Annotated in this window: 18 protein-coding genes and 1 tRNA gene; 14 read left to right on the plus strand and 5 right to left on the minus strand. The window is 71.6% G+C overall.

Going from position 1 to position 23176, the window contains the following annotated elements; genetic code table 11:
* The first annotated feature begins 85 nt into the window (after nt 1-85).
* Nucleotides 86-319: a hypothetical protein gene (locus tag IE124_RS02035; protein ID WP_055643500.1), complete on the plus strand. Its 234-nt coding sequence runs from the start codon at nt 86-88 to the stop codon at nt 317-319.
* Here IE124_RS02035 and IE124_RS02040 read toward each other — a convergent pair.
* On the minus strand, nt 298-1518 hold the full coding sequence (locus IE124_RS02040) for a glycosyltransferase 87 family protein (RefSeq protein ID WP_189504124.1): 1221 nt from the start codon (nt 1516-1518) through the stop codon (nt 298-300). The genes IE124_RS02035 and IE124_RS02040 overlap by 22 nt on opposite strands.
* 125 nt (nt 1519-1643) lie before the next feature.
* Between IE124_RS02040 and IE124_RS02045 the strand changes: the two genes are divergently transcribed.
* The 9 genes from IE124_RS02045 (at nt 1644) to IE124_RS02085 (ending at nt 13306) form a co-directional block, all read left to right on the plus strand.
* A tRNA-Ala gene (locus IE124_RS02045) sits at nt 1644-1716 on the plus strand.
* A 365-nt stretch (nt 1717-2081) separates the two neighbouring features.
* Nucleotides 2082-4967, plus strand: coding sequence for a leucine--tRNA ligase (gene leuS, locus IE124_RS02050; RefSeq protein WP_189504127.1), 2886 nt, complete (start codon nt 2082-2084; stop codon nt 4965-4967).
* A 196-nt stretch (nt 4968-5163) separates the two neighbouring features.
* Entirely contained in the window at nt 5164-5871 is a 708-nt protein-coding gene (locus tag IE124_RS02055; RefSeq protein WP_189504129.1) for a hypothetical protein, read from the plus strand.
* A gap of 132 nt (nt 5872-6003) precedes the next feature.
* Entirely contained in the window at nt 6004-6849 is an 846-nt protein-coding gene (locus IE124_RS02060) for a DegV family protein (protein ID WP_189504132.1), read from the plus strand.
* Between the two features lie 142 nt (nt 6850-6991).
* Nucleotides 6992-7975: a ComEA family DNA-binding protein gene (locus tag IE124_RS02065; RefSeq protein ID WP_189504134.1), complete on the plus strand. Its 984-nt coding sequence runs from the start codon at nt 6992-6994 to the stop codon at nt 7973-7975.
* Nucleotides 7972-10449 (plus strand): ComEC/Rec2 family competence protein, encoded by a 2478-nt coding sequence (locus tag IE124_RS02070; RefSeq protein ID WP_229832027.1) that lies wholly within the window; start codon nt 7972-7974, stop codon nt 10447-10449. The genes IE124_RS02065 and IE124_RS02070 overlap by 4 nt, the downstream gene beginning before the upstream one ends.
* 86 nt (nt 10450-10535) lie before the next feature.
* Nucleotides 10536-11159: a winged helix-turn-helix domain-containing protein gene (locus IE124_RS02075; RefSeq protein ID WP_189504136.1), complete on the plus strand. Its 624-nt coding sequence runs from the start codon at nt 10536-10538 to the stop codon at nt 11157-11159.
* Nucleotides 11160-11164: 5 nt separating this feature from the next.
* A complete protein-coding gene (locus IE124_RS02080; RefSeq protein WP_229832029.1) occupies nt 11165-12433 on the plus strand; it encodes an MFS transporter in 1269 nt (422 codons plus the stop codon).
* A gap of 27 nt (nt 12434-12460) precedes the next feature.
* Nucleotides 12461-13306: an arylamine N-acetyltransferase family protein gene (locus IE124_RS02085; RefSeq protein ID WP_189504140.1), complete on the plus strand. Its 846-nt coding sequence runs from the start codon at nt 12461-12463 to the stop codon at nt 13304-13306.
* A gap of 97 nt (nt 13307-13403) precedes the next feature.
* On the opposite strand, the gene IE124_RS02090 is transcribed toward IE124_RS02085, so the two are convergent.
* Nucleotides 13404-13667 (minus strand): hypothetical protein, encoded by a 264-nt coding sequence (locus IE124_RS02090; protein ID WP_189504142.1) that lies wholly within the window; start codon nt 13665-13667, stop codon nt 13404-13406.
* A gap of 80 nt (nt 13668-13747) precedes the next feature.
* On the opposite strand from IE124_RS02090, the gene holA reads away from it, so the two are divergent.
* A complete protein-coding gene (holA, locus tag IE124_RS02095; protein ID WP_189504144.1) occupies nt 13748-14737 on the plus strand; it encodes a DNA polymerase III subunit delta in 990 nt (329 codons plus the stop codon).
* 711 nt (nt 14738-15448) lie between these two features.
* Here holA and rpsT read toward each other — a convergent pair.
* Nucleotides 15449-15715, minus strand: coding sequence for a 30S ribosomal protein S20 (rpsT, locus tag IE124_RS02100; protein WP_150270330.1), 267 nt, complete (start codon nt 15713-15715; stop codon nt 15449-15451).
* 184 nt (nt 15716-15899) lie between these two features.
* Here rpsT and lepA point away from each other — a divergent pair, with 184 nt between their 5' ends.
* The 3 genes from lepA (at nt 15900) to hemW (ending at nt 21272) form a co-directional block, all read left to right on the plus strand.
* Nucleotides 15900-17765 carry a translation elongation factor 4 gene (gene lepA, locus IE124_RS02105; RefSeq protein WP_189504146.1) on the plus strand — a complete coding sequence of 622 codons (1866 nt, stop codon included), beginning with the start codon at nt 15900-15902 and terminating at the stop codon, nt 17763-17765.
* 206 nt (nt 17766-17971) lie between these two features.
* Entirely contained in the window at nt 17972-19846 is a 1875-nt protein-coding gene (locus IE124_RS02110) for an AMP-dependent synthetase/ligase (protein ID WP_189504148.1), read from the plus strand.
* A gap of 193 nt (nt 19847-20039) precedes the next feature.
* Nucleotides 20040-21272 carry a radical SAM family heme chaperone HemW gene (gene hemW, locus IE124_RS02115; protein WP_189504151.1) on the plus strand — a complete coding sequence of 411 codons (1233 nt, stop codon included), beginning with the start codon at nt 20040-20042 and terminating at the stop codon, nt 21270-21272.
* Between the two features lie 41 nt (nt 21273-21313).
* Here the strand turns inward: hemW and IE124_RS02120 are convergent, their stop codons facing one another.
* Together IE124_RS02120 and IE124_RS02125 are read right to left on the minus strand one after the other, a co-directional pair.
* Entirely contained in the window at nt 21314-22120 is an 807-nt protein-coding gene (locus tag IE124_RS02120) for a DUF3097 domain-containing protein (RefSeq protein WP_189504153.1), read from the minus strand.
* Nucleotides 22121-22355: 235 nt separating this feature from the next.
* Nucleotides 22356-23084, minus strand: a complete 729-nt coding sequence (locus IE124_RS02125) for an MBL fold metallo-hydrolase (RefSeq protein WP_189504155.1) — start codon at nt 23082-23084, stop codon at nt 22356-22358.
* Nucleotides 23085-23176: the final 92 nt, after the last annotated feature.

Consider the following 23176-nt stretch of genomic DNA (forward strand, 5'->3'; position numbering starts at 1 on the left):
GGACGGGAGGGTGACCCTAGTGCTCGGCGACAACGGCAGGGTGTCCTATGGGTGCGCGGCCTGCGGCCACAGCTGGAGCTGACTGATGGGTGCACACAGGCGGAAGTGCGACTGGTGCGGCAGCGGTACGCCCATCGTGCGCGACATGGACCCCGTCAACCCCGACTTCCAGTACTGGTGCGAGGAGTGCGCGCGGGCGCTGATCATAAAAGGCGATCCCATCGAGACGTACCGCGAGCTGGAGGGAGAGCCGATCTACGGCCGGCTCCTCGACGAGCACTGCACCCTCAAGCGCTTCTACTCCTTCGCCAGAGCCTGACGCCGCTCCTTCAGCACGTACGCCACGAGCAGCGCCGTCGCCGTCAGCGGATAGACGGCGGACAGCAGCATCTGACCCGCGTTCTGGTCCAGTTCGGGACGGCCCGGGTCGTGCGGCACCCACCACAGCGCGAACGACGTGAAGGCCAGGGCCACCACACCCGTCACCGGCCACGCGCGCGTGGCGCGGTCCGCGAGCAGGATCAGCAGGGGCACGCACCAGACCCAGTGGTGGGACCAGGAGATCGGGCTGATCATCAGCGCCGTGAACGCACAGATGATCACGGCCACCGCCTTGTCGCCGCGGACGGCGGCCCGGACCGCGAGGTACATCGCCGCGCCGCCCATGACGGCGGCGGTCAGCAGCCACCAGATGCCCGGGGAGTCCGTGTGCATCAGGCGGGCCAGGACGCCGCTGATGGACTGGTTGGCGGTCTCCTCGGCGAAGCCGACCCGGCCGGTCGCGAAGAGCGTCTCCGTCCAGAACTTCTTCGAGTCCGCCGGCAGGGCCAGCGCCACGGTCAGCGTCGTCGCCAGGAACACGCCGGTCGCCGTCACCGCTGTGCGGAGCCACTGGTTCCAGCGGCGGTCCCGGCGCCACAGCAACAGTCCGGCGGCGAGCAGCAGGACCACGAAGAGCCCCGGCGTGAGCTTCACCGCTGTCGCGAGACCGATGCCGAGCCCGGCCCAGCGGCTGCCCTCGCGGCGCGTCAGGTCCCAGAGGACCGCCACCGCTATGAGCAGGTTGATCTGGCCGTACCGCAGCGTCGTCCACACCGGCTCGCACCAGACCACGGCGGCGGCGACGAACAGTGTCGTGCGCCACAGGTCCGTCCGGGACAGCGCCGGGCGGACCAACTGCAACGACAGCTGGACCAGGGCGATCACCAGGAGCAGGTTCCCCGCGGTCGAGAGCGTCCGCATCAGGGGGACGCTCACCAGGGTCAGCGGGACGAACAGCACCGCCGCGAACGGCGGATAGGTCATGGCGAGATTCGCCGAGGTGGCGCGCATCGCGTAGAGGTCCCCGCCGGCCCGCAGCGTCTCGCCCTCGGCCCGGTAGACCATCACGTCGAGCATGTTCACGTGGGCGAGGCGTTGCGCCACCCAGAAGGACGCGAAGGAGAGCAGGCATACCGTCGCGGCGGTGGCCAGGGGCCACGGCCGGACGCGGGATTTCGAGAGCACGGAGACGGACACAGTCGGCGACCCTACCGGGCAGGTCGGAGGGGCTCGGAGAATCGATTTGGAGATCTGCCCGGGAGCCGGTTAATGTTCTGTCTGTCGCCGCGAGGGAAACCGAAACGGAGACGGGAAAGAAGCAAGGGGCTATAGCTCAGTTGGTAGAGCGCCTGCATGGCATGCAGGAGGTCAGGAGTTCAATTCTCCTTAGCTCCACAGTTAAAGAAGCGGGTCACCCGGATCGGGTGGCCCGCTTCTTCGTTTATCTGCTTCCTTCTTCGTTCGCCTGCTTCACTGATTGCCCGGACGTCTGTGCCCGGACGTCGTGTGGACGTCTTCCCCGTCCGTTCGCGCGTGGAACGCCGGTGCGGCCCGCGCGGGCCCTGCGGTACCCTGGCGCCATGCGTGCCGTACGCCTCCTGCTTACCGAGCCGCGCTGATCAGTCCCGGCGCATGACCGTCGCCCCGTCGACCGTCATCCCGCCGGAGTCGGCGCGGCGTCCCCTCCTGTGCGAGGGGATTTTTCATTTCGCGGCAGTTCGTGGCAGTGGGCAGAGACGATCGATGGAGCTTCAAGGACCATGACCGAGATCAATACGACCGCCGAGACGGCGGCCCCGCATCGCTACACGGCGGCCATGGCCGCCGACATCGAGGCACGCTGGCAGGACTTCTGGGACGCCGAGGGCACGTACGAGGCGCCGAACCCTTCCGGTGACCTGGCGGGCGACCCCGAGGTCGCCGCCCGGCCCAAGAAGTTCATCATGGACATGTTCCCGTACCCCTCGGGTGCGGGCCTGCACGTCGGCCACCCGCTGGGCTACATCGCCACGGACGTCTACGCCCGCCACGCGCGTATGACCGGTCACAACGTGCTGCACACCCTGGGCTTCGACGCCTTCGGCCTGCCGGCCGAGCAGTACGCCGTGCAGACGGGCACGCACCCGCGTGTGTCCACCGAGGCCAACATGGAGAACATGAAGGTCCAGCTGCGCCGGCTGGGTCTGGGCCACGACAAGCGCCGGTCGTTCGCCACGATCGACCCGGAGTACTACAAGTGGACCCAGTGGATCTTCCTGCAGATCTTCAACTCCTGGTACGACGACGAGGCCGGCAAGGCCCGTCCGATCGCCGAGCTGATCGAGCAGTTCGAGAACGGCACGCGTGAGGTTCCCGGCGCCGCGCGCGCGTGGAGCGAGCTGACCGCCGCCGAGCGCTCCGACGTCCTGAGCGAGTACCGCCTGGCGTACGCCTCCGACGCGCCCGTCAACTGGTGCCCCGGCCTGGGCACGGTCCTGGCCAACGAGGAGGTCACCGCCGACGGTCGTTCCGAGCGCGGCAACTTCCCCGTCTTCAAGTCCAAGCTGCGCCAGTGGAACATGCGGATCACCGCCTACGCGGACCGCCTGCTGGACGACCTGGACGCGCTGGACTGGCCCGAGGCCATCAAGCTGCAGCAGCGGAACTGGATCGGCCGCTCCGAGGGTGCCCGCGTCGACTTCCAGGTCGGCGACACCGGCGCGATCACCGTCTTCACCACCCGCCAGGACACCCTGTTCGGCGCCACCTACATGGTCCTGGCTCCTGAGCACCCCCTGGTCGACGGCGCTGCGAAGATCGTCCCGGCCGTCTGGCCCGAGGGCACCCACGACGTCTGGACCGGCGGGCACGCCACGCCGTCCGAGGCCGTCGACGCCTACCGCAAGCAGGCCGCCTCCAAGTCCGACGTCGAGCGCCAGGCCGAGGCCAAGGACAAGACCGGCGTCTTCACCGGCGCGTACGCGACCAACCCGGTCAGCGGCGAGCAGGTCCCCGTCTTCATCGCCGACTACGTCCTGATGGGCTACGGCACCGGCGCCATCATGGCCGTCCCGGCGCACGACACCCGCGACTTCGCCTTCGCGCGCGCCTTCGAGCTGCCGATGCGCTGCGTCGTCGAGCCGTCGGACGACCGCGGCACGGACCCGTCGCTCTGGGACGACGCCTTCGCCTCGTACGAGGCGAAGCTGATCAACTCGGCCAACGACGAGATCTCGCTGGACGGTCTGGGCGTCGTCGACGCCAAGGCGAAGATCACCTCCTGGCTGGCCGACCGCGGCATCGGCGAGGGCACCGTCAACTTCCGGCTGCGCGACTGGCTGTTCAGCCGCCAGCGGTACTGGGGCGAGCCCTTCCCGATCGTCTACGACGAGGACGGCGTCGCGCACTCGCTGCCCGAGTCGATGCTGCCGCTGGAGCTGCCCGAGGTCGAGGACTACTCGCCGCGCACCTTCGACCCGGACGACGCGGACACCCAGCCGGAGACCCCGCTGTCCCGCAACGAGGACTGGGTCAACGTCACCCTGGACCTGGGCGACGGCGCGGGCCCGCGGAGCTACCGCCGCGAGACCAACACCATGCCCAACTGGGCCGGCTCCTGCTGGTACGAGCTGCGCTACCTGGACCCGCGCAACTCCGAGAAGCTGGTCGACCCGGCCGTCGAGCAGTACTGGATGGGCCCGCGCGAGGGCATGCCCACCGGCGGCGTCGACCTGTACGTCGGTGGCGCCGAGCACGCCGTGCTGCACCTGCTGTACGCGCGCTTCTGGTCCAAGATGCTGTTCGACCTGGGCCACGTCTCCTCGGCCGAGCCGTTCCACAAGCTGTACAACCAGGGCATGATCCAGGCCTTCGTCTACCGGGACGCCCGCGGCATCGCCGTGCCGGCCGCCGAGGTCGAGGAGCGGGACGGCGCCTTCTGGTACGAGGGCGAGAAGGTCAGCCGCGTCCTGGGCAAGATGGGCAAGTCCCTGAAGAACGCGGTGACGCCGGACGAGATCTGCTCCGAGTACGGCGCCGACACCCTGCGCCTGTACGAGATGGCGATGGGCCCGCTGGACGTCTCGCGTCCCTGGGACACGCGCGCGGTGGTCGGCCAGTACCGGCTGCTGCAGAGGCTGTGGCGCAACATCGTCGACGAGGCGACCGGCGAGGTCACCGTCGTCGACACCGCGGCCGACGAGGACACGCTGCGTGCCCTGCACAAGGCGATCGACGGTGTCGCCCAGGACATGGCGGCGATGCGCTTCAACACCGCGATCGCCAAGGTCACCGAACTGAACAACCACCTGACGAAGACCGGTGCCGCGCTGTCCCGGCCGGTCGCCGAGCAGCTGGTGCTGCTGGTCGCTCCGCTGGCCCCGCACATCGCCGAGGAGCTGTGGCGCCGGCTGGGCCACACCGAGTCGGTCGTCCACCAGGGCTTCCCGGTCGCCGACCCGGCGTACGTCGTCGACGAGACCGTGACCTGCGTCGTGCAGATCAAGGGCAAGGTCAAGGCCCGCCTGGAGGTCTCCCCGTCGATCACGGACGCGGAGCTGGAGACGCTGGCGCTGGCCGACCCGCACGTGGTCGGGGCGCTGGGCGGCGCGGAGATCCGCAAGGTGATCGTGCGCGCGCCGAAGCTGGTCAACATCGTCGCAGGCTGACGGCTACGGCTGACGGCCACAGCCGACGTCCGTCGGCTGACGTCTGACGTCTGACGTCTGTCGGCTGACGACGGAGGTATGGGGGGTTTCCCCTACGGGCAGGTTGGGGGTTCCGATGGAACCCCTGGCCTGCCTGTTCCGTTTACGGTGGAGGGACCACAGCCGTGGGGACTCGACCGATGCCGGAGGGGCGGACATGGAAGCCGCGATTATCACGATCATGGCGCTGCTCTTCTTCGCCTTCGTGGCGCTCGGCGTCTACGCCACCGTGAAGGTGGCCAAAGCGACCAAGCGCGGGGTGGACCGCACCCTGGACCAGGCACGACGCACGGTGGAGGACACCACGCTGCGCGCCAAGAGCTTCGGTCAGGCCGGGGTCGCGGGAGAGCTTGCCCGGCTGCGACTCTCGCTGCGCACCTCGATGAGGGCCACGCAGGAGGCGCTGCAGGCGGGTGTCGGCGAGGATGCCTCGCTCAAGGAGTCGCTCGACCTGTTCCACCGCCTCAGCGCGCACGGGCTCGAACTGGACGGGGACCTGAAGCGCATGGAGCGGGAGCCGGACAAGGCGTGGGTGGCCGGTCAGCTGCCCGAGCTCACGCGGCGGACGGAGCAGATCGCGGGATCGGCCGACGCCCTGCGCCGGGCGGCCCGGGACCGGGCGCTGAAGTTCGCGGAGGACGACCTGTCCTCGCTGAGTGCGCAGATCGACGTCGAGGCGGGCGCCCTGCGCCACTGGGACGGTCCGGAGACGGCGTCGGAGTCGGGTGCGGCGGATCCGTGGGGGAGCCCCACCGGGGCGGCGGGTCCGGCGTCCGGGGACGAGCCGCCCGCGATCACGGCGCCTGATCCCCGGCGCACTGCCTATCCGTGGGAGAAGTCGGCCCGCCCGGAGACCACGACCTGATGTGACCCGACCCGCCGGACCTGACGTGGTCCGGCGGGTCGCGTGTGTTTGGTGGGGCGGGAAGGGGCGTCCGGGGCGTCCGGCGGGGGGCCGGGCTGCCGCGCCGGGGCTGCGGGAGGTAACCTCCCGCTCATGTCCCGGCATGTCGCGATCGTCACCGATTCCACGGCCTACCTGCCACCCCAGACGAGGGAGCGGCACGCCATCACGACGGTCCCGCTGACTGTCGTCATCGGTGACCGCGCGCTGGAGGAGGGTACGGAGATCTCGGCCCGGTCCCTGGCCGAGGCTCTGCAGAAGCGGCGGCCCGTCACCACCTCGCGGCCGAGTCCCGAGATCTTCGCCGCCGCCTACCGCGAGGCGGCGGAGGCGGGGGCGCGGGGAATCGTCTCGCTCCATCTGTCCGCCGAGGTCTCCGGGACGTACGACGCCGCCGTGCTCGCGGCGAAGGACGCCCCCGTGCCGGTGCGCGTGGTGGACACCCGCATGGTCGGCATGGCGCTGGGGTTCTGCGCGCTGGCCGCGGCGGAGGTCGCGGAGGCGGGCGGCTCTCTCGACGAGGTGGTCGCGGCGGCCGAGAAGCGGGTCGCCGGGACCTCCGCGTACTTCTACGTGGACACGCTCGACTACCTGCGCAGGGGCGGGCGCATCGGTGCCGCGCAGGCGCTGCTCGGCTCCGCGCTCGCGGTGAAGCCGCTCCTCGAACTCGACGGCGGGCGCATCGAGCTGCGGGAGAAGGTGCGGACGGCCTCGAAGGCCATCGCACGCCTGGAGGAGATCGCCGTGGAGCGGGCCGGCTCCGGCGCCGTCGACATCGCCGTGCACCACCTTTCCGCACCGGAGCGGGCCGCTGTGCTGGCCGACCGGCTCAGGGAGCGGATCCCGGGCATCGAGGATTTCCACGTCAGCGAGGTAGGGGCGGTCATCGGCGCCCACACGGGCCCGGGGCTCCTCGCGGTCGTCGTCTCACCGCGCTGAGATCCGCCTGCACCTTCGTCTTTTCGTCCTCGTCCTCGTCCTCGTCCTCGTACGAGTGACGGAGATATCCACAACCGAACTCTTTTCCACGGGACTTGAGTGAGTCCCGCGCAGGGCCGTCGTGATCTCTACCGTCACGAGCATGGCACTTCGTACACGTATCGCATCGATCACCACCGGAGCCGCGGACAGGCCGGGGGCTCCGACGAGCGGGCCCGGCAGGGCACCGGGTTCGGACGGGCGCAGTCGACCGGGAAGGCGCGGCGCGTCCCCTGGGCGGGCGCGGAGGCGCACCCGGGTGCGCCCGGCCTCCGAGGTACCGGGAGCTGTCGTACGACGACGGGGGGATGCCCTGTTCCCGCCGGTCGTGTCCGAGGCAGCGGAGGCGCTGGAGGCACGGGAGCGGGGGTCTCCGGTGGGGGCGGTGCGGGGGCGGCTGGTGGCAGTGCTGCGGGAGCGGACTCCGCTGTGGGTGCAGACGCGGTGCGGGCTCGAACCTCGGGCGCTGGCCGCGCTGACCGTGATCCTGCTCGTGGCCGCCGGCCTCGCGGGCGGGTACTTCTGGACGGGCCGGCCGGAGCCGGTGCGGGCACCCGAGATCGTCCGCGCCGCCCCCGCGGCGGCCACACCCGCCCCGTCCGGGGCCCGGACCGGAGCGGGGAGCGGGCAGAGCCCGGGGCACGGCGCGGGTGGGGCGAGGGTGGTCGTCGACGTGGGCGGCAAGGTGCGCAGGCCCGGAGTGCTGACGCTGCCCGGGGGCTCGCGGGTGGCGGACGCGCTGAGGGCCGCGGGCGGGGCGGAACCGGGCGCCGATCTGACCGGGATCAACAGGGCCCGTGTGCTCATGGACGGTGAGCAGGTCCTGGTCGGGCTGCCGGGGGTGCCGGTCGGCGGCTCCGGTCCTGGAGCCGGCGTCGGGCCGGGCGGGCCGGGGGCGCCGCTGAGTCTCAACGCGGCCACCGTGGAGCAGCTCGACACCCTGCCCGGCGTCGGCCCGGTCCTCGCGCGGCACATCGTCGACCATCGCACGGAGCAGGGCGGCTTTCGGTCGGTGGCCGAGCTGCGGGAGGTCAACGGCATCGGGGAGCGCCGGTTCGCCGACCTCGAACCGTTGGTGCGGCCGTGAACCGGTCCCGAGGGGTGGGGGAGGAGGGGCCGGCCGACCTGCGGCTCGTTCCTCTCGCGCTGGCGGTCTGGGCGGCGTCGGCCTGTGCTGTGGGGGGCACCGGCTGGTGGACGGTTGCCGGTGTCGCGGTCTGCCTGGTGGGGGCGTTGGTCCTGCTGGTTCCGGGACTGGTCCGGAGGCGGTCCGGCGGGGCGGGGGCCGCTCCGGTGACGTCGGGGCGGCGGTTGCGGGTGACCGCGTGTGCGGGGGTCCTGCTGTGCGCGGCGGCCGGGGCGGCCTCGGCGGGACTGCACGCGGCGGACCTGCGGCGCGGTCCCGTGCCGGCGCTGGCGCGTGACCATGTCCGGGCGCAGATGGAGGTCACCGTCACGTCCGATCCACGGCTCACCCGGCCCCGGGTGCGGGGCAACGCGATGGCGCCGGTCTCGGTCGTCCTCGACGGCGAGGTGACCCGCGTCGAGCGGCCGGACGGATCGGCGCACCGGACGCGAGCGCCGGTGCTGCTGATCGTGCCGCCGGGGGAGCACAGGGAGGAGTGGCTGCGGCTGCTGCCCTCGACACGGCTGCGGGTCGGAGCCCGTGCGGCGCCGCCGCTGCGCTCCGGCGAGCCGTTCGCCGCGGTCGTCAAAGTCGACGGAGCGGGTCCGCCGCTGATCGTCGGTCCACCGAGCGCGCCACAGCGCACGGCGGGTGAGCTGCGCGCCGGGCTGCGGAGAGCGACCGAGGGGCTTGCTCCGGACGCGCGGGCCCTGTTGCCGGGGCTGGTCGTGGGGGACACCTCAAGGATCGAGCCCGACCTGCGGGACGCCTTCGAGGCCACCGACCTCACGCATCTCCTCGCGGTCTCCGGCAGCAACCTTTCCGTGATCTTGCTCCTGCTCATCGGGCGTCCCGGGAGGGCGCACCAGGTGGAGCGAGGGGGCCTCGCTCCCCGGCTCGGGCTGTCGCTGCGGGCGACCGCGGTGGCCGGGGGAGCGCTGACGCTGGCCTTCGTGGTCGTCTGCCGGCCCGATCCGAGCGTGCTGCGTGCCGCGGCCTGCGGGCTCGTCGTCCTCCTGGCGATCGGCACCGGGCGCCGGAGATCGCTGATCCCCGCGCTGGCCGCCGCCGTCCTGATCCTGGTGCTCTACGACCCCTGGCTGGCGCGGAGTTACGGCTTCCTGCTCTCGGTGCTCGCTACCGGGGCCCTGCTGACGGTCGCCCCGCGGTGGAGCGAGGCGCTGCGGCGGCGTCGGGTGCCGGGGCGGCTCGCGGAGGCACTGGCGGCGGCCCTCGCGGCGCAGGCGGTGTGCGCGCCGGTCGTGGTGGTCTTCGCCGCCCGGGTGAGCCTGGTCGCGATCCCGGCGAATCTCTTCGCCGAACTGGCGGTCGCGCCCGCGACGGTGCTGGGCTTCGCCGCGCTCGCCCTGGCGCAGGTGTGGGAGCCGGCCGCGGCGGCGGTCGCCTGGGTGGCGGGGTGGCCGGCCGGGTGGATCGCGAGGGTGGCCCGTGTGGGCGGGGAGTTGCCGGGAGCCCAGCTGGCCTGGCCCGGCGGGTGGTGGGGCGGGCTGGTTCTGGCGGTGGCCACGGGGCTCTTGCTGGTCGGGGCGCGCAGGCTGCCGTACCGGGGGTGGATCGCCGGTTTCGTCGCCGCGCTGCTTCTCCTCGTGGTCGTCCGGCCGGTGCCCCTCACCCGGTGGGCCACGGGGTGGCCGCCGCCGGGCTGGGCGTTCGCGATGTGCCAGGTGGGGCAGGGGGACGCGACGGTGCTCTCGGCGGGCGGTGACGCGGCCGTCGTGGTGGACGCCGGCCCTGATCCCGTACTGGTGGATCGTTGTCTGCGGGAGCTCGGGGTGCGGCGGGTGCCGTTGCTGGTGCTGACGCACTTCCATGCCGATCACGTGGCCGGGCTGAGGGGGGTGCTGCGGGGGCGCTCGGTGGGGGCGATCCAGACCACGGGGCTCGAAGAGCCGCCCACACAGGCCGCGTTCGTGCGGCGGACGGCGGCCGCCGCGGGGGTGCCGGTGGTCCGTGCGGGGGCGGGCGAGCACCGGCGGGTCGGAGGACTGGAGTGGTGGGTGCTGTGGCCACCGGCCGGTTCCGGCGAGGCGGTCGGCCACTCGGCCGGCGGGGCGAACGACGCCAGTGTCACCCTCCTCGTCCGGGCCGCCGGAGGGCTGCGACTGCTGCTCCTGGGCGACCTCGAACCGCCGGCCCAGCGCGCGCTGCTGAGGAGCGGTCCGGGGCTGGGGCCGGTGGACGTGCTCAAGGTCGCCCACCACGGGTCCGCGCACCAGGATCCCAGGCTGATAAGGGCGGTGCGGCCGCGTCTCGCGCTGGTGTCCGCGGGGCGAGACAACCCGTACGGGCACCCGTCGCCCCGGACCGTGGAGGCCTTGCGGGCCGGTGGGGCGCGGGTGCTGCGGACCGATCGGGACGGGGCCGTCGCGGTGGTGGGTGCGGGGCGCGGGCTCGTGGCCGTGCCGAGGGGGTGAGCCGGTGGAGTGAAGGGGGCGAGTCGATGTAGAGAACGCTTGTAAAGGCGCTTGTAAAGGATCCTTTCTAAAGATACCTTTTCATCGTGCCGGAGACGAGTGAACCGCAACCCGAGGGCGAGCAGCCCCGCAGTATCCGCCTCACCAACCCGCGGGCCCTGCGGGCCTACGCCCACCCCCTGCGGATGACCCTGGTGGGACTGCTGCGCAGCAGTGGCCCTTTCACCGCGACCAAGGCCGCCGAGCTGACCGGCGAGTCCGTGGCCAGCTGCTCCTACCACCTGCGGATACTCGCCAAGTACGGCCTCGTGGAGGAGGCGCCGGGCGGCAAGGGGCGGGAGAAGCCCTGGCGGGCCACCGCGCGGTACACGGAGTGGCCGGAGTACAGCGAGGACGCGACGGTCGCGGAGGCCTCCGACGCGCTCACGGTCGCCGTCGCCGAGCGCTACTTCGAGCGGGTCACCCGGGCCATGGAGCGCCGGCACACGCTGCCGAGGGAATGGCGGGAGGCCGAGCAGTTCGGCGACTCCCTGCTCTTCCTCACCCCCGAGGAGCTGACCGGCCTCGGCGAGCGGATCGAGGCACTGCTCCGCCCCTTCGAGGGGCGCGAGTCCGACCCGTCCCTCATGCCCGAGGGCGCCCGGGCCGTCAGCATCCTGCGGATCGCCCACCTGGAACAGGACGTCCCCCACCACCGAGACGCGGAGTGAACGGCATGGCCCTCGTGGAACGCATACCGGAACTGCTGCGCGAGCGGACTTTCCGCCGCTACTGGACCGGGCAGACCATCTCGCTCGCCGGGGACCAGATCTCACTCATCGCCATCCCGCTCGCCGCCGTCCTGATCCTCGGTGCGGACGCCGCCGAGATGGGCTGGCTCAAGACGGCCGAACTCCTCCCCGCCCTCCTGCTCAACCTGCCGCTCGGCGCCTGGGCCGACCGGCAGACGAGCCGCAGACGCGCCATGATCGTGGCGGACCTCGCGCGGGCCGCGCTCATCCTGACCCTCCCGGTCGCCTACGCGCTCGACGCGCTGACGCTCGGGCAGCTGTACGCGGTGGCCTTCGGGGTCGGTGCGCTCACCGTTCTCTTCGAGGCCTGCAACAACACGCTCCTCGTCGCGCTCGTCCCCACCGACCGGTACATACAGGCGAACGCACTGGTCAACGGCAGCCGTTCGATGTCCTGGCTCGCGGGCCCCGGGATCGGGGGCGTGCTCGTGCAGGTCCTCACCGCGCCCTTCGCCCTGGTCGCCGACGCCCTCACCTACGTGGCGTCGGCCGGGTACCTCGCCCGGATCGACGCGGTCGAACCCCCGCCGGCCCCCGTGGTCAAGGGGCACTTCACCGAAGGGCTGCGCTGGGTGCTCCATGACGCGTCCATGCGCGCGCTGTTCGCCGCTTCCGGCACGATCCAGCTGTTCAACTACATGTTCCACACCCTCTTCGTGCTCTACGCGACCGCTGAACTCGGTATCAGCGCGGGCCTGCTCGGCCTGATCCTGGGAGCCGGAGCGGTGGGCGGTCTCATCGGAGCCGCGGTCAGCGGAGCCGTCGTCCGGCGGATCGGCATCGGCGCTTCACTCGTCGTCGGCTTCCTCGGGTTCACGATGCCCCTGCTCCTGATACCCCTGGCCGGTGGGCCGCTTCCGCTGGTGGTGGCCGTGATGTTCGTGGCCGAGTTCCTCTCCTGTGTCGGCGTGATGATCGTGGACATCGCCGCGGGTTCGTTCCAGATGGCGGTGATCCCCGACGCCGTACGGGCCCGGGTCATGGGGGCGTTCCGCACGCTCAACCACGGTTTCCGCCCCGTGGGCGCGCTGCTCGGAGGCCTGCTCGGCACGGCGATCGGGCTGCGCCCGACGCTGTGGATCGCCACCGGCGGAGCCGTCCTCGCCGTGCTCTGGCTGCTGCCCTCGCCGCTGGCGCGCATGCGTGAACTGCCCGCGAAGGAAGAGGAGTCGGCCCCTGTCGGGGCCTCGTGACCGACCGGGAAGAGGGAGACTGGCCGCATGAGTGACGAAGTGACGGACGCACCCGACCGGACGGCTCCCGCCCCGGCGGCCCCCACCCTCCCGGACACGGGCGCCTACCTGGCACGGATCGGCGCGCGGCGGCCCGTGCGCGCAGACGCGGACGCCTTGCGCGAACTCCATGTGCGGCACCTGCTGAGCGTGCCCTTCGAGAACCTCTCGATCCATCTCGGCGAGGACATCGTCCTTGACGAGAAGGCACTGGTCGGCAAGGTGGTCGACGACCGCAGGGGCGGCTTCTGCTACGAGCTCAACACCGCGTTCGCGGTGCTGCTGAGGGAGCTCGGCTACCGGGTGTCGCTGCTCCAGGCGCGCGTCGTCGACGCGGAGGGGAGAGTCGGGATCCCGTACGACCACATGGCGCTGCTTGTGGTGACGGCCGACGGGGAACGGTGGCTGGCCGACGTCGGATTCGGCGACCACAGCCACTACCCGCTGGCCTTCGACGAGCGCGGCGACCAGGAGGACCCGGGCGGCCGGTTCCGTGTCCAGGAGGCCGCCGACGGCGATCTGGAGGTGCTGCGCGACGGGAAGCCGCAGTACCGGCTGGAGGTGCGGCCCCGTGAGCTCGCGGACTTCGCGGCCGGCGCGTGGTACCACCGGACCTCGCCCGACTCGCACTTTCCGCGCTCCCTGGTCTGCTCCCTGCTCACGGAGGAGGGGCGGATCACCCTCAGCGAAAGGAAGCTGATCACCCGCGCCCACGGGGAGCGCGTCGAGCGAGTGCTCGACGGGGACGAGGAGGTGCGGGGCGCGTACCGGGAGCTGTTCGGGATCGTTCTCGACGAGCTTCCGGTCGTCGGTCACGACACACCGAACTCCTGAGGGGTGTCACTGCACGGAACCCTCGATTCGGACTCTCGGTAACACTTGGCGGGCCGCAAGGTGGGTCGTCCGCAAGAACGCCTAGGGGAGGCCGGCTCTACGGGGCCTCCAGCCAGCCCTCGTACTCGGCGGCGAGCTCGTCGAGCGCCGCCGCGTCGAGCTTTCCGTCCGGGTCCTCGACGACCACCAACCACTGGGCGTCCTCGGCGTCGTCCTCGCCGGCGAGGGCGTCCCGGACGAGCTGCGGTGTCTCGGCGACGCCGAAGCGGTCGGGGAGTTCCTCGGCGACCTCCTCGGCGGCGTCGCGGTCGGGGAGTACCAGTACGTGTCGTCGTTCGCTCACCCGGTCATTCTCGGGCATGACCGTAGGGGTCTCGGGTGCGGCCCTTGGTCGCGGCCTTCGGGCACGGCTGTCGGTGGCCCGTGGGATGCTGGATCGCGATGGCCACCAGAAAGACTTCCCCCGACGACCTCCTCGGCCCCGTGACGCTCGCCGTGGGGCAGGAGGACCTGCTCCTCGACCGCGCCGTCCAGGAGGTGGTGGCGGCCGCCAGGGCCGCCGACGCCGACACGGACGTACGCGACCTCACCTCCGACCAGCTCCAGCCCGGGTCGCTGGCGGAGCTCACCAGCCCCTCGCTCTTCGCCGAGCGCAAGGTCCTGGTCGTGCGCAACGCGCAGGACCTCTCCGCCGACACGATCAAGGACGTCAAGGCCTACCTCGACGACCCGGTCGAGGACATCTCGCTCGTCCTGCTCCATGCCGGAGGCGCGAAGGGCAAGGGCCTGCTCGACGCGGCGCGGAAGGCGGGCGCGCGGGAGGTGGCCTGCCCGAAGACGACGAAGCCGGCGGAGCGGCTGACGTTCGTACGGCAGGAGTTCCGGGCGCTCGGGCGCGCGGCGACGCCGGAGGCGTGCCAGGCGCTGGTGGACTCGATCGGCAGCGACCTGCGGGAGCTGGCGTCCGCGTGCGCGCAGCTGACGGCGGACGTCGACGGCACGATCGACGAGGCGGTCGTCGGGCGGTACTACACGGGCCGTGCCGAGGCCTCGTCCTTCAACGTGGCGGACCGGGCCGTCGAGGGGCGTGCCGCGGAGGCCCTGGAGGCGCTGCGGTGGTCGCTGTCGACCGGGGTCGCGCCGGTACTCATCACCAGTGCGTTGGCGCAGGGCGTACGGGCGATCGGCAAGCTCTCGTCGGCGCGGGGTGGGCGGCCGGCGGATCTGGCGCGTGAGCTGGGCATGCCGCCCTGGAAGATCGACCGCGTGCGGCAGCAGATGCGGGGCTGGACCCCTGACGGGGTCTCGGTCGCACTCCGTGCGATCGCTGACGCCGATGCGGGGGTGAAGGGCGGAGGCGACGATCCCGAGTACGCCCTGGAGAAGGCGGTGGTCGCGGTGGCGCGGGCGGCGAGGATGCGGCGCGGGTAGCCGGGGCCGGGGCGGTATCGGTGGCCGGGCCCTGCCGGGCCGGGCCGGGCCGGTGGGCTGGTCGGTGCGGTGCGGTGCGGTGCCGTGCCGTGCGGTTCGTGGCTGGTGTCTGGGTCGATTCCCCCACCCCGCCCCTTCCCGAAACCCTGCCGGGGGCTGGTGGGGGACGAGGTTGTTTCCCGGGGGCTCCGCCCCCGGACCCCGGATGCTCCGGCGGCGGCTTCGCGCCGCGGGCTCCGGCTCCCCCGGGGGAGGGACTCGCGGCTGGGCTCCGCCCCGGGCCCCTGCAGGGCCGGCGGCGGCTTCGCGCCGTGGTGTGTCGAATCCGGGCCCCTCGAGGAGCAGCGGCAGCTTCGCGGGTGTGGCTTCGGCCCGCGCCCCGGAGGGCACGCGGCGGCTTTGCGGGTGTGGCTTCGGCCCGCGCCCCGGAGGGCACGCGGCAGCTTAGCCGTGGTGCCCTGCCCCGGGACCCCCGGCGGCTTCGCGCCGCCCACGTGTCGGTTTCTTCGTGGCTCGTCCTGGAGCGGGGGCATCACGCCCTAGGCGCGGCGAAGGCCCCGGCGGCTCCTGGGGTGGAGGCGGCGGGGCCTTCGGCGTTACAGCTGGTGGGCTCGCACCCGCGTGGCGAACGCGTCCGCGTGCGAGTCCTGGTGGTCGGCGGGAGCGGGAGAGAGGGCCCGCTGGGTCCCGTACGACCGGTTACATCAGAGCTCAGCCCTGGAGGGAGGCAACCTTGGTGGCCAGCGCCGACTTCTTGTTGGCGGCGGCGTTCTTGTGGATGACACCCTTCGAGACAGCCTTGTCGAGCTGACGCGAGGCGGCACGAGTGGCAACGGTGGCCTTCTCGAAGTCGCCGGCGGCGACGGCCTCGCGGGCCTTGCGGATCGCGGTCTTGAGCGACGACTTGACGGCCTTGTTACGCAGGCGCGCCTTCTCGTTGGTCTTGTTCCGCTTGATCTGGGACTTGATGTTCGCCACGAAAAGAGCCTTTACAGGTTCGATGTTCCTTCTGGAGTGTGACTCGCAGCTGAGAGGGCACACGAGGCACAGCTGTCCACAGTATCAGTCACCCGCGGGGCCGCCCAAACCGGGCGCAGGGCGGCGGGCATGGGACCATGGAGCCTACGTATCGATCCGACATCGCCCCGAGACGAGACCCTGCGTGCCCGCGACTCCTACCAACGTGCCCGAGCCGAGCCGTACCGACCCGGCTCTGATCCGCAACTTCTGCATCATCGCGCACATCGACCACGGCAAGTCCACGCTCGCCGACCGGATGCTCCAGCTCACCGGTGTGGTCGACCAGCGGCAGATGCGTGCCCAGTATCTCGACCGGATGGACATCGAGCGGGAGCGCGGCATCACGATCAAGTCCCAGGCGGTCCGTCTGCCGTGGGCGCCCACCGACGGGCAGGGTGACGGGAAGACCCACATCCTGAACATGATCGACACTCCTGGGCACGTCGACTTCACGTACGAGGTGTCGCGTTCGCTGGCCGCCTGTGAGGGCACGGTCCTGCTCGTGGACGCGGCGCAGGGCATCGAGGCGCAGACCCTCGCCAACCTCTACCTGGCGATGGAGAACGACCTCACGATCGTTCCGGTCCTGAACAAGATCGACCTTCCGGCCGCCCAGCCGGAGAAGTTCTCCGAGGAGCTGGCCAACCTCATCGGCTGCCAGCCGGAGGACGTGCTGAAGGTCTCCGCCAAGACCGGCATGGGCGTCGAGGCGCTGCTCGACCGTGTCGTCCGGGACGTGCCGGCTCCGGTCGGTGTCGCCGACGCACCCGCCCGCGCGATGATCTTCGACTCCGTGTACGACTCGTACCGGGGCGTCGTGACGTACGTCCGTGTCGTCGACGGGCAGCTCAACAAGCGCGAGCGCATCAAGATGATGTCGACGGGCGCCACGCACGAGCTGCTGGAGATCGGCGTCTCGTCGCCGGAGATGACCGCGTCCGACGGGCTCGGCGTCGGTGAGGTCGGCTACCTCATCACCGGCGTGAAGGACGTCCGTCAGTCCAAGGTCGGTGACACGATCACCTCCCTGAACAAGGGCGCGACCGAGGCGCTCGGCGGCTACAAGGACCCCAAGCCGATGGTGTTCTCGGGTCTCTACCCGCTGGACGGATCGGAGTACCCGGACCTCCGCGAGGCCCTCGACAAGCTCCAGCTCAACGACGCCGCGCTCGTCTACGAGCCGGAGACCTCCGCCGCGCTGGGCTTCGGCTTCCGCGTCGGCTTCCTGGGCCTGCTCCACCTCGACGTGATCCGCGAGCGGCTGGAGCGCGAGTTCGGGCTCGACCTGATCGCCACCGCCCCCAACGTGGTCTACCGCGTGGTCATGGAGGACGGCAGCGAGCACACGGTCACGAACCCGAGCGAGTTCCCCGAGGGCAAGATCGACGACGTGTTCGAGCCCGTCGTGCGCGCCACGATCCTCGCCCCCAGCGAGTTCATCGGCGCGATCATGGAGCTGTGCCAGACCCGTCGCGGCACCCTGATCGGCATGGACTACCTCTCCGAGGACCGGGTCGAGATCCGCTACACCCTGCCCCTCGCCGAGATCGTCTTCGACTTCTTCGACCAGCTGAAGTCCAAGACGCGCGGCTACGCCTCCCTCGACTACGAGCCCACGGGCGAGCAGGCCTCCAGCCTGGTCAAGGTCGACATCCTGCTGCACGGCGACAAGGTCGACGCGTTCTCCGCCGTCACCCACAAGGACGCCGCGTACGCCTACGGTGTGCGGCTCGTCGCCAAGCTGCGCGAGCTCATCCCGCGCCAGGCCTTCGAGGTGCCGATCCAGGCCGCCATCGGCTCCCGGGTCATCGCCCGCGAGACCATCCGCGCCATCCGGAAGGACGTCCTCGCCAAGTGCTACGGCGGTGACATCTCCCGTAAGCGGAAGCTGCTGGAGAAGCAGAAGGAAGGCAAGAAGCGCATGAAGATGGTCGGCTCGGTGGAGGTGCCGCAGGAGGCCTTCATCGCCGTCCTGTCGAGCGACGAGTCCGCCGGCAAGAAGAAGTAGCCGGGAACGTCAGAAGTAGGTGCCTAGTGCATCGAACGGGTCCACGTGCCGACGGCGCGTGGACCCGTTCGTTATGAAGCGGCGGCTTGCAAGCCCTTACGCGCCAGTCCTCGGCCCTTTACTCTGATCCCGACTCGAAGGTTACTCGCCAGTTAGTTACGTAGTTACGCACCGCCAGCAGGCACCGCCGCCGCCCGGAGGACGTCGTGAGCGACACACAGACCCTGATCGAGAACCGGCCGCCCTCCGTGGCGACCCTCTTCCTTGAGCGCGTCGAGCGGACTCCCGACGCGGAGGCCTACCGATACCCGGTGCCCGCCGCGTCCGGTGCCGGTCCCGACGACTGGAAGTCGCTCAGTTGGGGGCAGGCCGCCGAGCGGGTCTACGCGATCGCCGCCGGCCTCATCGATCTCGGCGTGCGGCCCGAGGAGCGGGTGGCCCTCGCCTCCTCCACCCGGGTGGAGTGGGTCCTCTCCGACCTCGGCGTGATGTGCGCGGGCGCCGCGACGACCACCATCTACCCGCAGACGAACGCCGAGGAGTCGGCCTTCATCCTCGCGGACTCCGAGTCCAAGGTCCTGATCGCCGAGGACGCGGCCCAGGTCGCCAAGGCCCGTGAGCGCCGCGCCGAGCTGCCCGACCTCCACCACGTCGTGGTCCTCGACCCCGAGGGCGTGGAGACCGACGACTGGGTCCTCTCGCTCGCCGACCTGGAAGCGCGCGGCAAGGCGTACCTGGAGAAGAACCCCGAGGCCGTGAAGGAGCGGGTCGCCGCGATCACCGCCGACCAGCTCGCCACCCTCATCTACACCTCGGGCACCACCGGCCGCCCCAAGGGCGTCCGCCTCCCGCACGACAACTGGTCGTACATGGCCAAGGCCATCGCAGCCACCGGCCTCGTCACCAAGGACGACGTCCAGTACCTGTGGCTGCCGCTCGCCCACGTCTTCGGCAAGGTGCTGACCTCCGGCCAGATCGAGGTCGGACACGTCACGGCCCTGGACGGCCGGATCGACAAGATCATCGTGAACCTGCCGATCGTGCAGCCGACCTACATGGCGGCCGTCCCGCGCATCTTCGAGAAGGTCTACAACGGGGTCGCCGCCAAGGCCCGCGAGGGCGGCGGCGCCAAGTACAAGATCTTCCAGTGGTCGGCCGGCGTCGCCCGCGAGTACGCCAAGGTCACCCAGGACAACTTCCGCCGCACCGGCACGGCCTCGGCCCCCTTCGGCCTCACGGCCAAGCACAAGGTCGCCGACGCGCTGGTCTACAAGAAGCTCCGCGAGGCCTTCGGCGGGCGGCTGCGCGCCGCCGTCTCCGGCTCCGTCGCCCTGGCGCCCGAGATCGGCTACTTCTTCTCCGGCGCCGGCATCCACATCCTGGAGGGCTACGGCCTCACGGAGTCCAGCGCCGCCTCCTTCGTCAACCCCGGCGAGGCCTACCGCACCGGCACCGTCGGCAAGCCGCTCCCCGGCACCGAGGTCCGGATCGCCGACGACGGCGAGATCCTGCTGCGCGGCCCCGGCATCATGGAGGGCTACCACCGCCTGCCGGAGAAGACGGCCGAGGTCCTGGAGCCGGACGGCTGGTTCCACACCGGCGACATCGGCGAGCTGTCCGCCGACGGGTACCTGCGGATCACCGACCGCAAGAAGGACCTGTTCAAGACCTCCGGCGGCAAGTACATCGCCCCGACCGAGGTCGAGGGCCAGTTCAAGGCCGTCTGCCCCTTCGTCTCCAACATCGTGGTGCTCGGCGCCGACCGGAACTACTGCTCCGCGCTCATCGCCCTCGACGAGCCCGCCATTCTCGGCTGGGCCGCCGAGCAGGGCCTCACCGGCAAGACCTACGCGGAGGTCGTCGCCGCCCCGGAGACCGAGAAGCTCGTCCAGGGGTACATCGAGCGCCTCAACGAGAACCTCCAGCGCTGGCAGACGATCAAGAAGTTCCGCCTGCTGCCGCGCGACCTCGACGTCGAGCACGGCGAGCTGACCCCGTCGCTGAAAATGAAGCGGCCCGTCGTGGAGCGGACCTACCAGCACCTCATCGACGCGATGTACGAGGGCTCGCGCGAGGCGTAAGCCGGACCGGAGGGCGGGACCGTCGCCGTGAGGCGGCGGATACCCACAGGCCGGCTGTCCACAGGCCGGCTGTCCACAGGCCGGCTGTCCGCAGGTCGGCTGTCCGCAGGCCGGCTGTCCGCAGGCCGGCTGTCCGCAGGTCGGTTATCCACAGGCCGGAGGTTCACCTCGGGCGGTACGGGACAATGGGCTCATGCCTTCCGTACTGCCCGATGGTGAGAACGTCCCCGACGACGGGGCGCTGCCCCCGCACGCCCTCGAAGGGGCGGGGGAGCGGCCCCTCGGGTTCTACCTGCACGTGCCGTACTGCGCCACGCGCTGCGGCTACTGCGACTTCAACACGTACACCGCGAGCGAGCTCCGCGGTGCCGGTGGCGTGCTCGCCTCCCGGGACAACTACGCCGGGCAGGTCACCGAGGAGATCCGGCTCGCCCGGAAGGTCCTCGGCGACGATCCCCGGCCGGTCCGGACCGTCTTCGTCGGCGGCGGCACACCCACGCTGCTCGCCGCCGGTGACCTCGTACGGATGCTGGGGGCCATCCGCGACGAGTTCGGACTCGCGGACGACGCCGAGGTCACGACCGAGGCGAACCCGGAGTCCGTGAACCCCGCGTATCTGGCGGAGCTGCGGGAGGGCGGGTTCAACCGGATCTCCTTCGGCATGCAGAGCGCCAAGCAGCACGTCCTGAAGATCCTCGACCGGACCCACACCCCCGGTCGCCCCGAGGCGTGCGTCGCGGAGGCGCGGGCCGCCGGCTTCGAGCACGTCAACCTCGACCTGATCTACGGCACGCCGGGGGAGTCCGACGACGACTGGCGGGCGTCCCTCGACGCGGCCATCGGTGCCGGGCCCGATCACGTCAGTGCGTACGCCCTGATCGTCGAGGAGGGGACGCAGCTCGCGCGCCGCATCCGGCGCGGCGAGGTGCCGATGACCGACGACGACGTGCACGCGGACCGGTACCTGATCGCGGACGCGGCCTTCGAGGAGGCGGGGTTCTCCTGGTACGAGGTGTCCAACTGGGCCACCTCCGAAGCCGGGCGCTGCCTCCACAACGAGCTGTACTGGCGCGGCGCCGACTGGTGGGGCGCCGGGCCCGGTGCGCACTCGCACGTCGGCGGGGTGCGCTGGTGGAACGTGAAGCATCCGGGGGCGTACGCGGCGGCACTGGGGGCCGGGAAGTCGCCCGGTGCCGGGCGGGAGCTCCTCTCGGAGGAGGACCGGCGGGTGGAGCGGGTGCTGCTGGAGCTGCGGCTGCGGGACGGGTGCCCACTGGATCTGCTGAAGCCGGCGGGGCTGGCGGCCGCGGGGAGGGCGCTGGGGGACGGGCTTCTCGACCCCGGGTCGTACGAGGACGGGCGGGCGGTTCTGACCCTGCGGGGTCGGCTGCTGGCCGATGCGGTGGTGCGGGACCTGGTGGACTAGGGCCGGGGCGGGGTGCTGCCCCGGCGGGGCGCATGCCCGCGCTACGGGGCCGTCACGAAGTCGATCAGTTCTTCCACTCGGCCCAGGAGCTCCGGTTCCAGGTCCTTGTAGGACGTGACCTTCGACAGGATGTGCTGCCAGGCCGCGCCCGTGTTGTCCGAGGGCCAACCCAGGGCGCGGCAGACGCCGGTCTTCCAGTCCTGGCCGCGCGGGACCGTCGGCCAGGCCCTGATGCCGACCGAGGACGGTTTCACCGCCTCCCAGACGTCGATGTACGGGTGGCCGACCACCAGGACGTCCGGGGACGTGACCTGGGCGGCGATCCGGCTCTCCTTCGAGCCCGGGACCAGGTGGTCCACCAGGACGCCCAGGCGGGCGTCCGGCGCCGGACCGAACTCGGCCACGATCGACGGCAGGTCGTCGATGCCCTCCAGGTACTCGACGACCACGCCCTCGATCCGCAGGTCGTCACCCCAGACCCGCTCGACGAGCTCGGCGTCGTGCCGGCCCTCCACGTAGATGCGGCCCGCCCGCGCCACGCGCGCCCGCGCGCCCGGGACGGCGACCGAGCCGGAGGCCGTGCGGGTGGGGCGTACCGGGGCGGCCGGGGCCGGGCGGACCAGGGTCACGACCCTGCCCTCCAGGAGGAAGCCGCGCGGCTCCATCGGGAAGACCCGGTGCTTGCCGAAGCGGTCCTCCAGGGTCACCGTGCCCGCCTCGCAGCGGATCACCGCCCCGCAGAAGCCCGTGGCGACCTCCTCCACGACGAGGTCGGGGTCGGCCGGCACCTCGGGGACGGGCGCCGAGCGCTTCCAAGCGGGAGTCAGATCCGGGTCGTAGCTGCGCATGGGGCCCAATTCTCTCCGGGACGAGGTGGCGGGGGGACGCTGCTGGGGGTCCGGGGGTCGTCCCCCGGGAGCTGGAGTCAAGCGGGAGTCAGATCCGGGTCGTAGCTGCGCATGGGGCCCAATTCTCTCCGGGACGAGGTGGCGGGGGGATGCTGCGGGGGTCCGGGGGTCGTCCCCCGGGAGCTGGAGTCAAGCGGGAGTCGGATCCGGGTCGTAGCTGCGCATTCGGGCGACGTTATGACACGGCGAAGCGCCGTGCCAGTTCCTCGCGCTGTGTCCGTACGAACGTGGCGTCCACCACGGCCCCGTGGCCCGGCACGTACACCGCGTCCTCGCCGCCGAGCGAGAGCAGCCGGTCCAGCGCGTCCGGCCAGCGGGACGGGATCGCGTCCGGTCCAGCCTGCGGCTCGCCCGACTCCTCCACCAGGTCCCCGCAGAAGACGACCTCCCGCTCCCCGGGGACGAAGAGCGCCAGGTCGTGGCCCGTGTGGCCCGGGCCGATGTTCGCCAGGAGTACCTGCCGGCCGCCCAGGTCGAGCGTCCACTCGCCGGAGACCACGTGCCGCGGGGCCACCAGCACGTCCACCGCCTCGGCCGCCTCCGCGGCGTCGAGCCCGTGGCGCACCGCGTCCGTGCGCAGCGCCTCCCGGTCCCGCGTGCGCGCCATGAGGTCGTCCGAGCCCACCGCGCCGAAGACCTCCGCGCCCGCGAACGCCGCCGTCCCGAAGACGTGGTCGAAGTGCGGATGGCTCAGTGCGATGTGCGTCACTCTTCGGCCGCCCGTCAGCGCCGCGATCCGCCCCCGGAGCTCGGCGCCCTCCGCGAGCGACGAGCCCGTGTCGTACAGCAGAAGCCCCTCCGCGCCCACCACCAGGCCCACCGTGGCGTCCCAGCCCGGCAGTCGGACCCTGCCGACACCGCGCGCCAGCCGCTCCCACCCGTACGCTTCCCAATCGATGTCCATGGGGCGACGCTAACCGGTGCGCGCCCGCCTCCTTGCCAGGAGCGTTGCCCGCCGCCGTACACTGGCCGGGGGATTTGCTGGCACTCGGGCAG

The sequence above is a fragment of the Streptomyces narbonensis genome (assembly GCF_014649015.1).
Classification (GTDB): domain Bacteria; phylum Actinomycetota; class Actinomycetes; order Streptomycetales; family Streptomycetaceae; genus Streptomyces; species Streptomyces narbonensis.

What these genes read in the sequence shown, in the direction of transcription:
- IE124_RS02120 (WP_189504153.1), bottom strand. Translation starts at nt 22,120, where the DNA reads ATGCGCAGCTACGACCCGGATCTGACTCCCGCTTGGAAGCGCTCGGCG.
- holA (WP_189504144.1), top strand. Translation starts at nt 13,748, where the DNA reads ATGGCCACCAGAAAGACTTCCCCCGACGACCTCCTCGGCCCCGTGACG.
- IE124_RS02065 (WP_189504134.1), top strand. Translation starts at nt 6,992, where the DNA reads ATGGCACTTCGTACACGTATCGCATCGATCACCACCGGAGCCGCGGAC.
- IE124_RS02060 (WP_189504132.1), top strand. Translation starts at nt 6,004, where the DNA reads ATGTCCCGGCATGTCGCGATCGTCACCGATTCCACGGCCTACCTGCCA.
- leuS (WP_189504127.1), top strand. Translation starts at nt 2,082, where the DNA reads ATGACCGAGATCAATACGACCGCCGAGACGGCGGCCCCGCATCGCTAC.
- IE124_RS02125 (WP_189504155.1), bottom strand. Translation starts at nt 23,084, where the DNA reads ATGGACATCGATTGGGAAGCGTACGGGTGGGAGCGGCTGGCGCGCGGT.
- IE124_RS02085 (WP_189504140.1), top strand. Translation starts at nt 12,461, where the DNA reads ATGAGTGACGAAGTGACGGACGCACCCGACCGGACGGCTCCCGCCCCG.
- IE124_RS02055 (WP_189504129.1), top strand. Translation starts at nt 5,164, where the DNA reads ATGGAAGCCGCGATTATCACGATCATGGCGCTGCTCTTCTTCGCCTTC.
- hemW (WP_189504151.1), top strand. Translation starts at nt 20,040, where the DNA reads ATGCCTTCCGTACTGCCCGATGGTGAGAACGTCCCCGACGACGGGGCG.
- IE124_RS02080 (WP_229832029.1), top strand. Translation starts at nt 11,165, where the DNA reads ATGGCCCTCGTGGAACGCATACCGGAACTGCTGCGCGAGCGGACTTTC.
- IE124_RS02035 (WP_055643500.1), top strand. Translation starts at nt 86, where the DNA reads ATGGGTGCACACAGGCGGAAGTGCGACTGGTGCGGCAGCGGTACGCCC.
- IE124_RS02090 (WP_189504142.1), bottom strand. Translation starts at nt 13,667, where the DNA reads ATGCCCGAGAATGACCGGGTGAGCGAACGACGACACGTACTGGTACTC.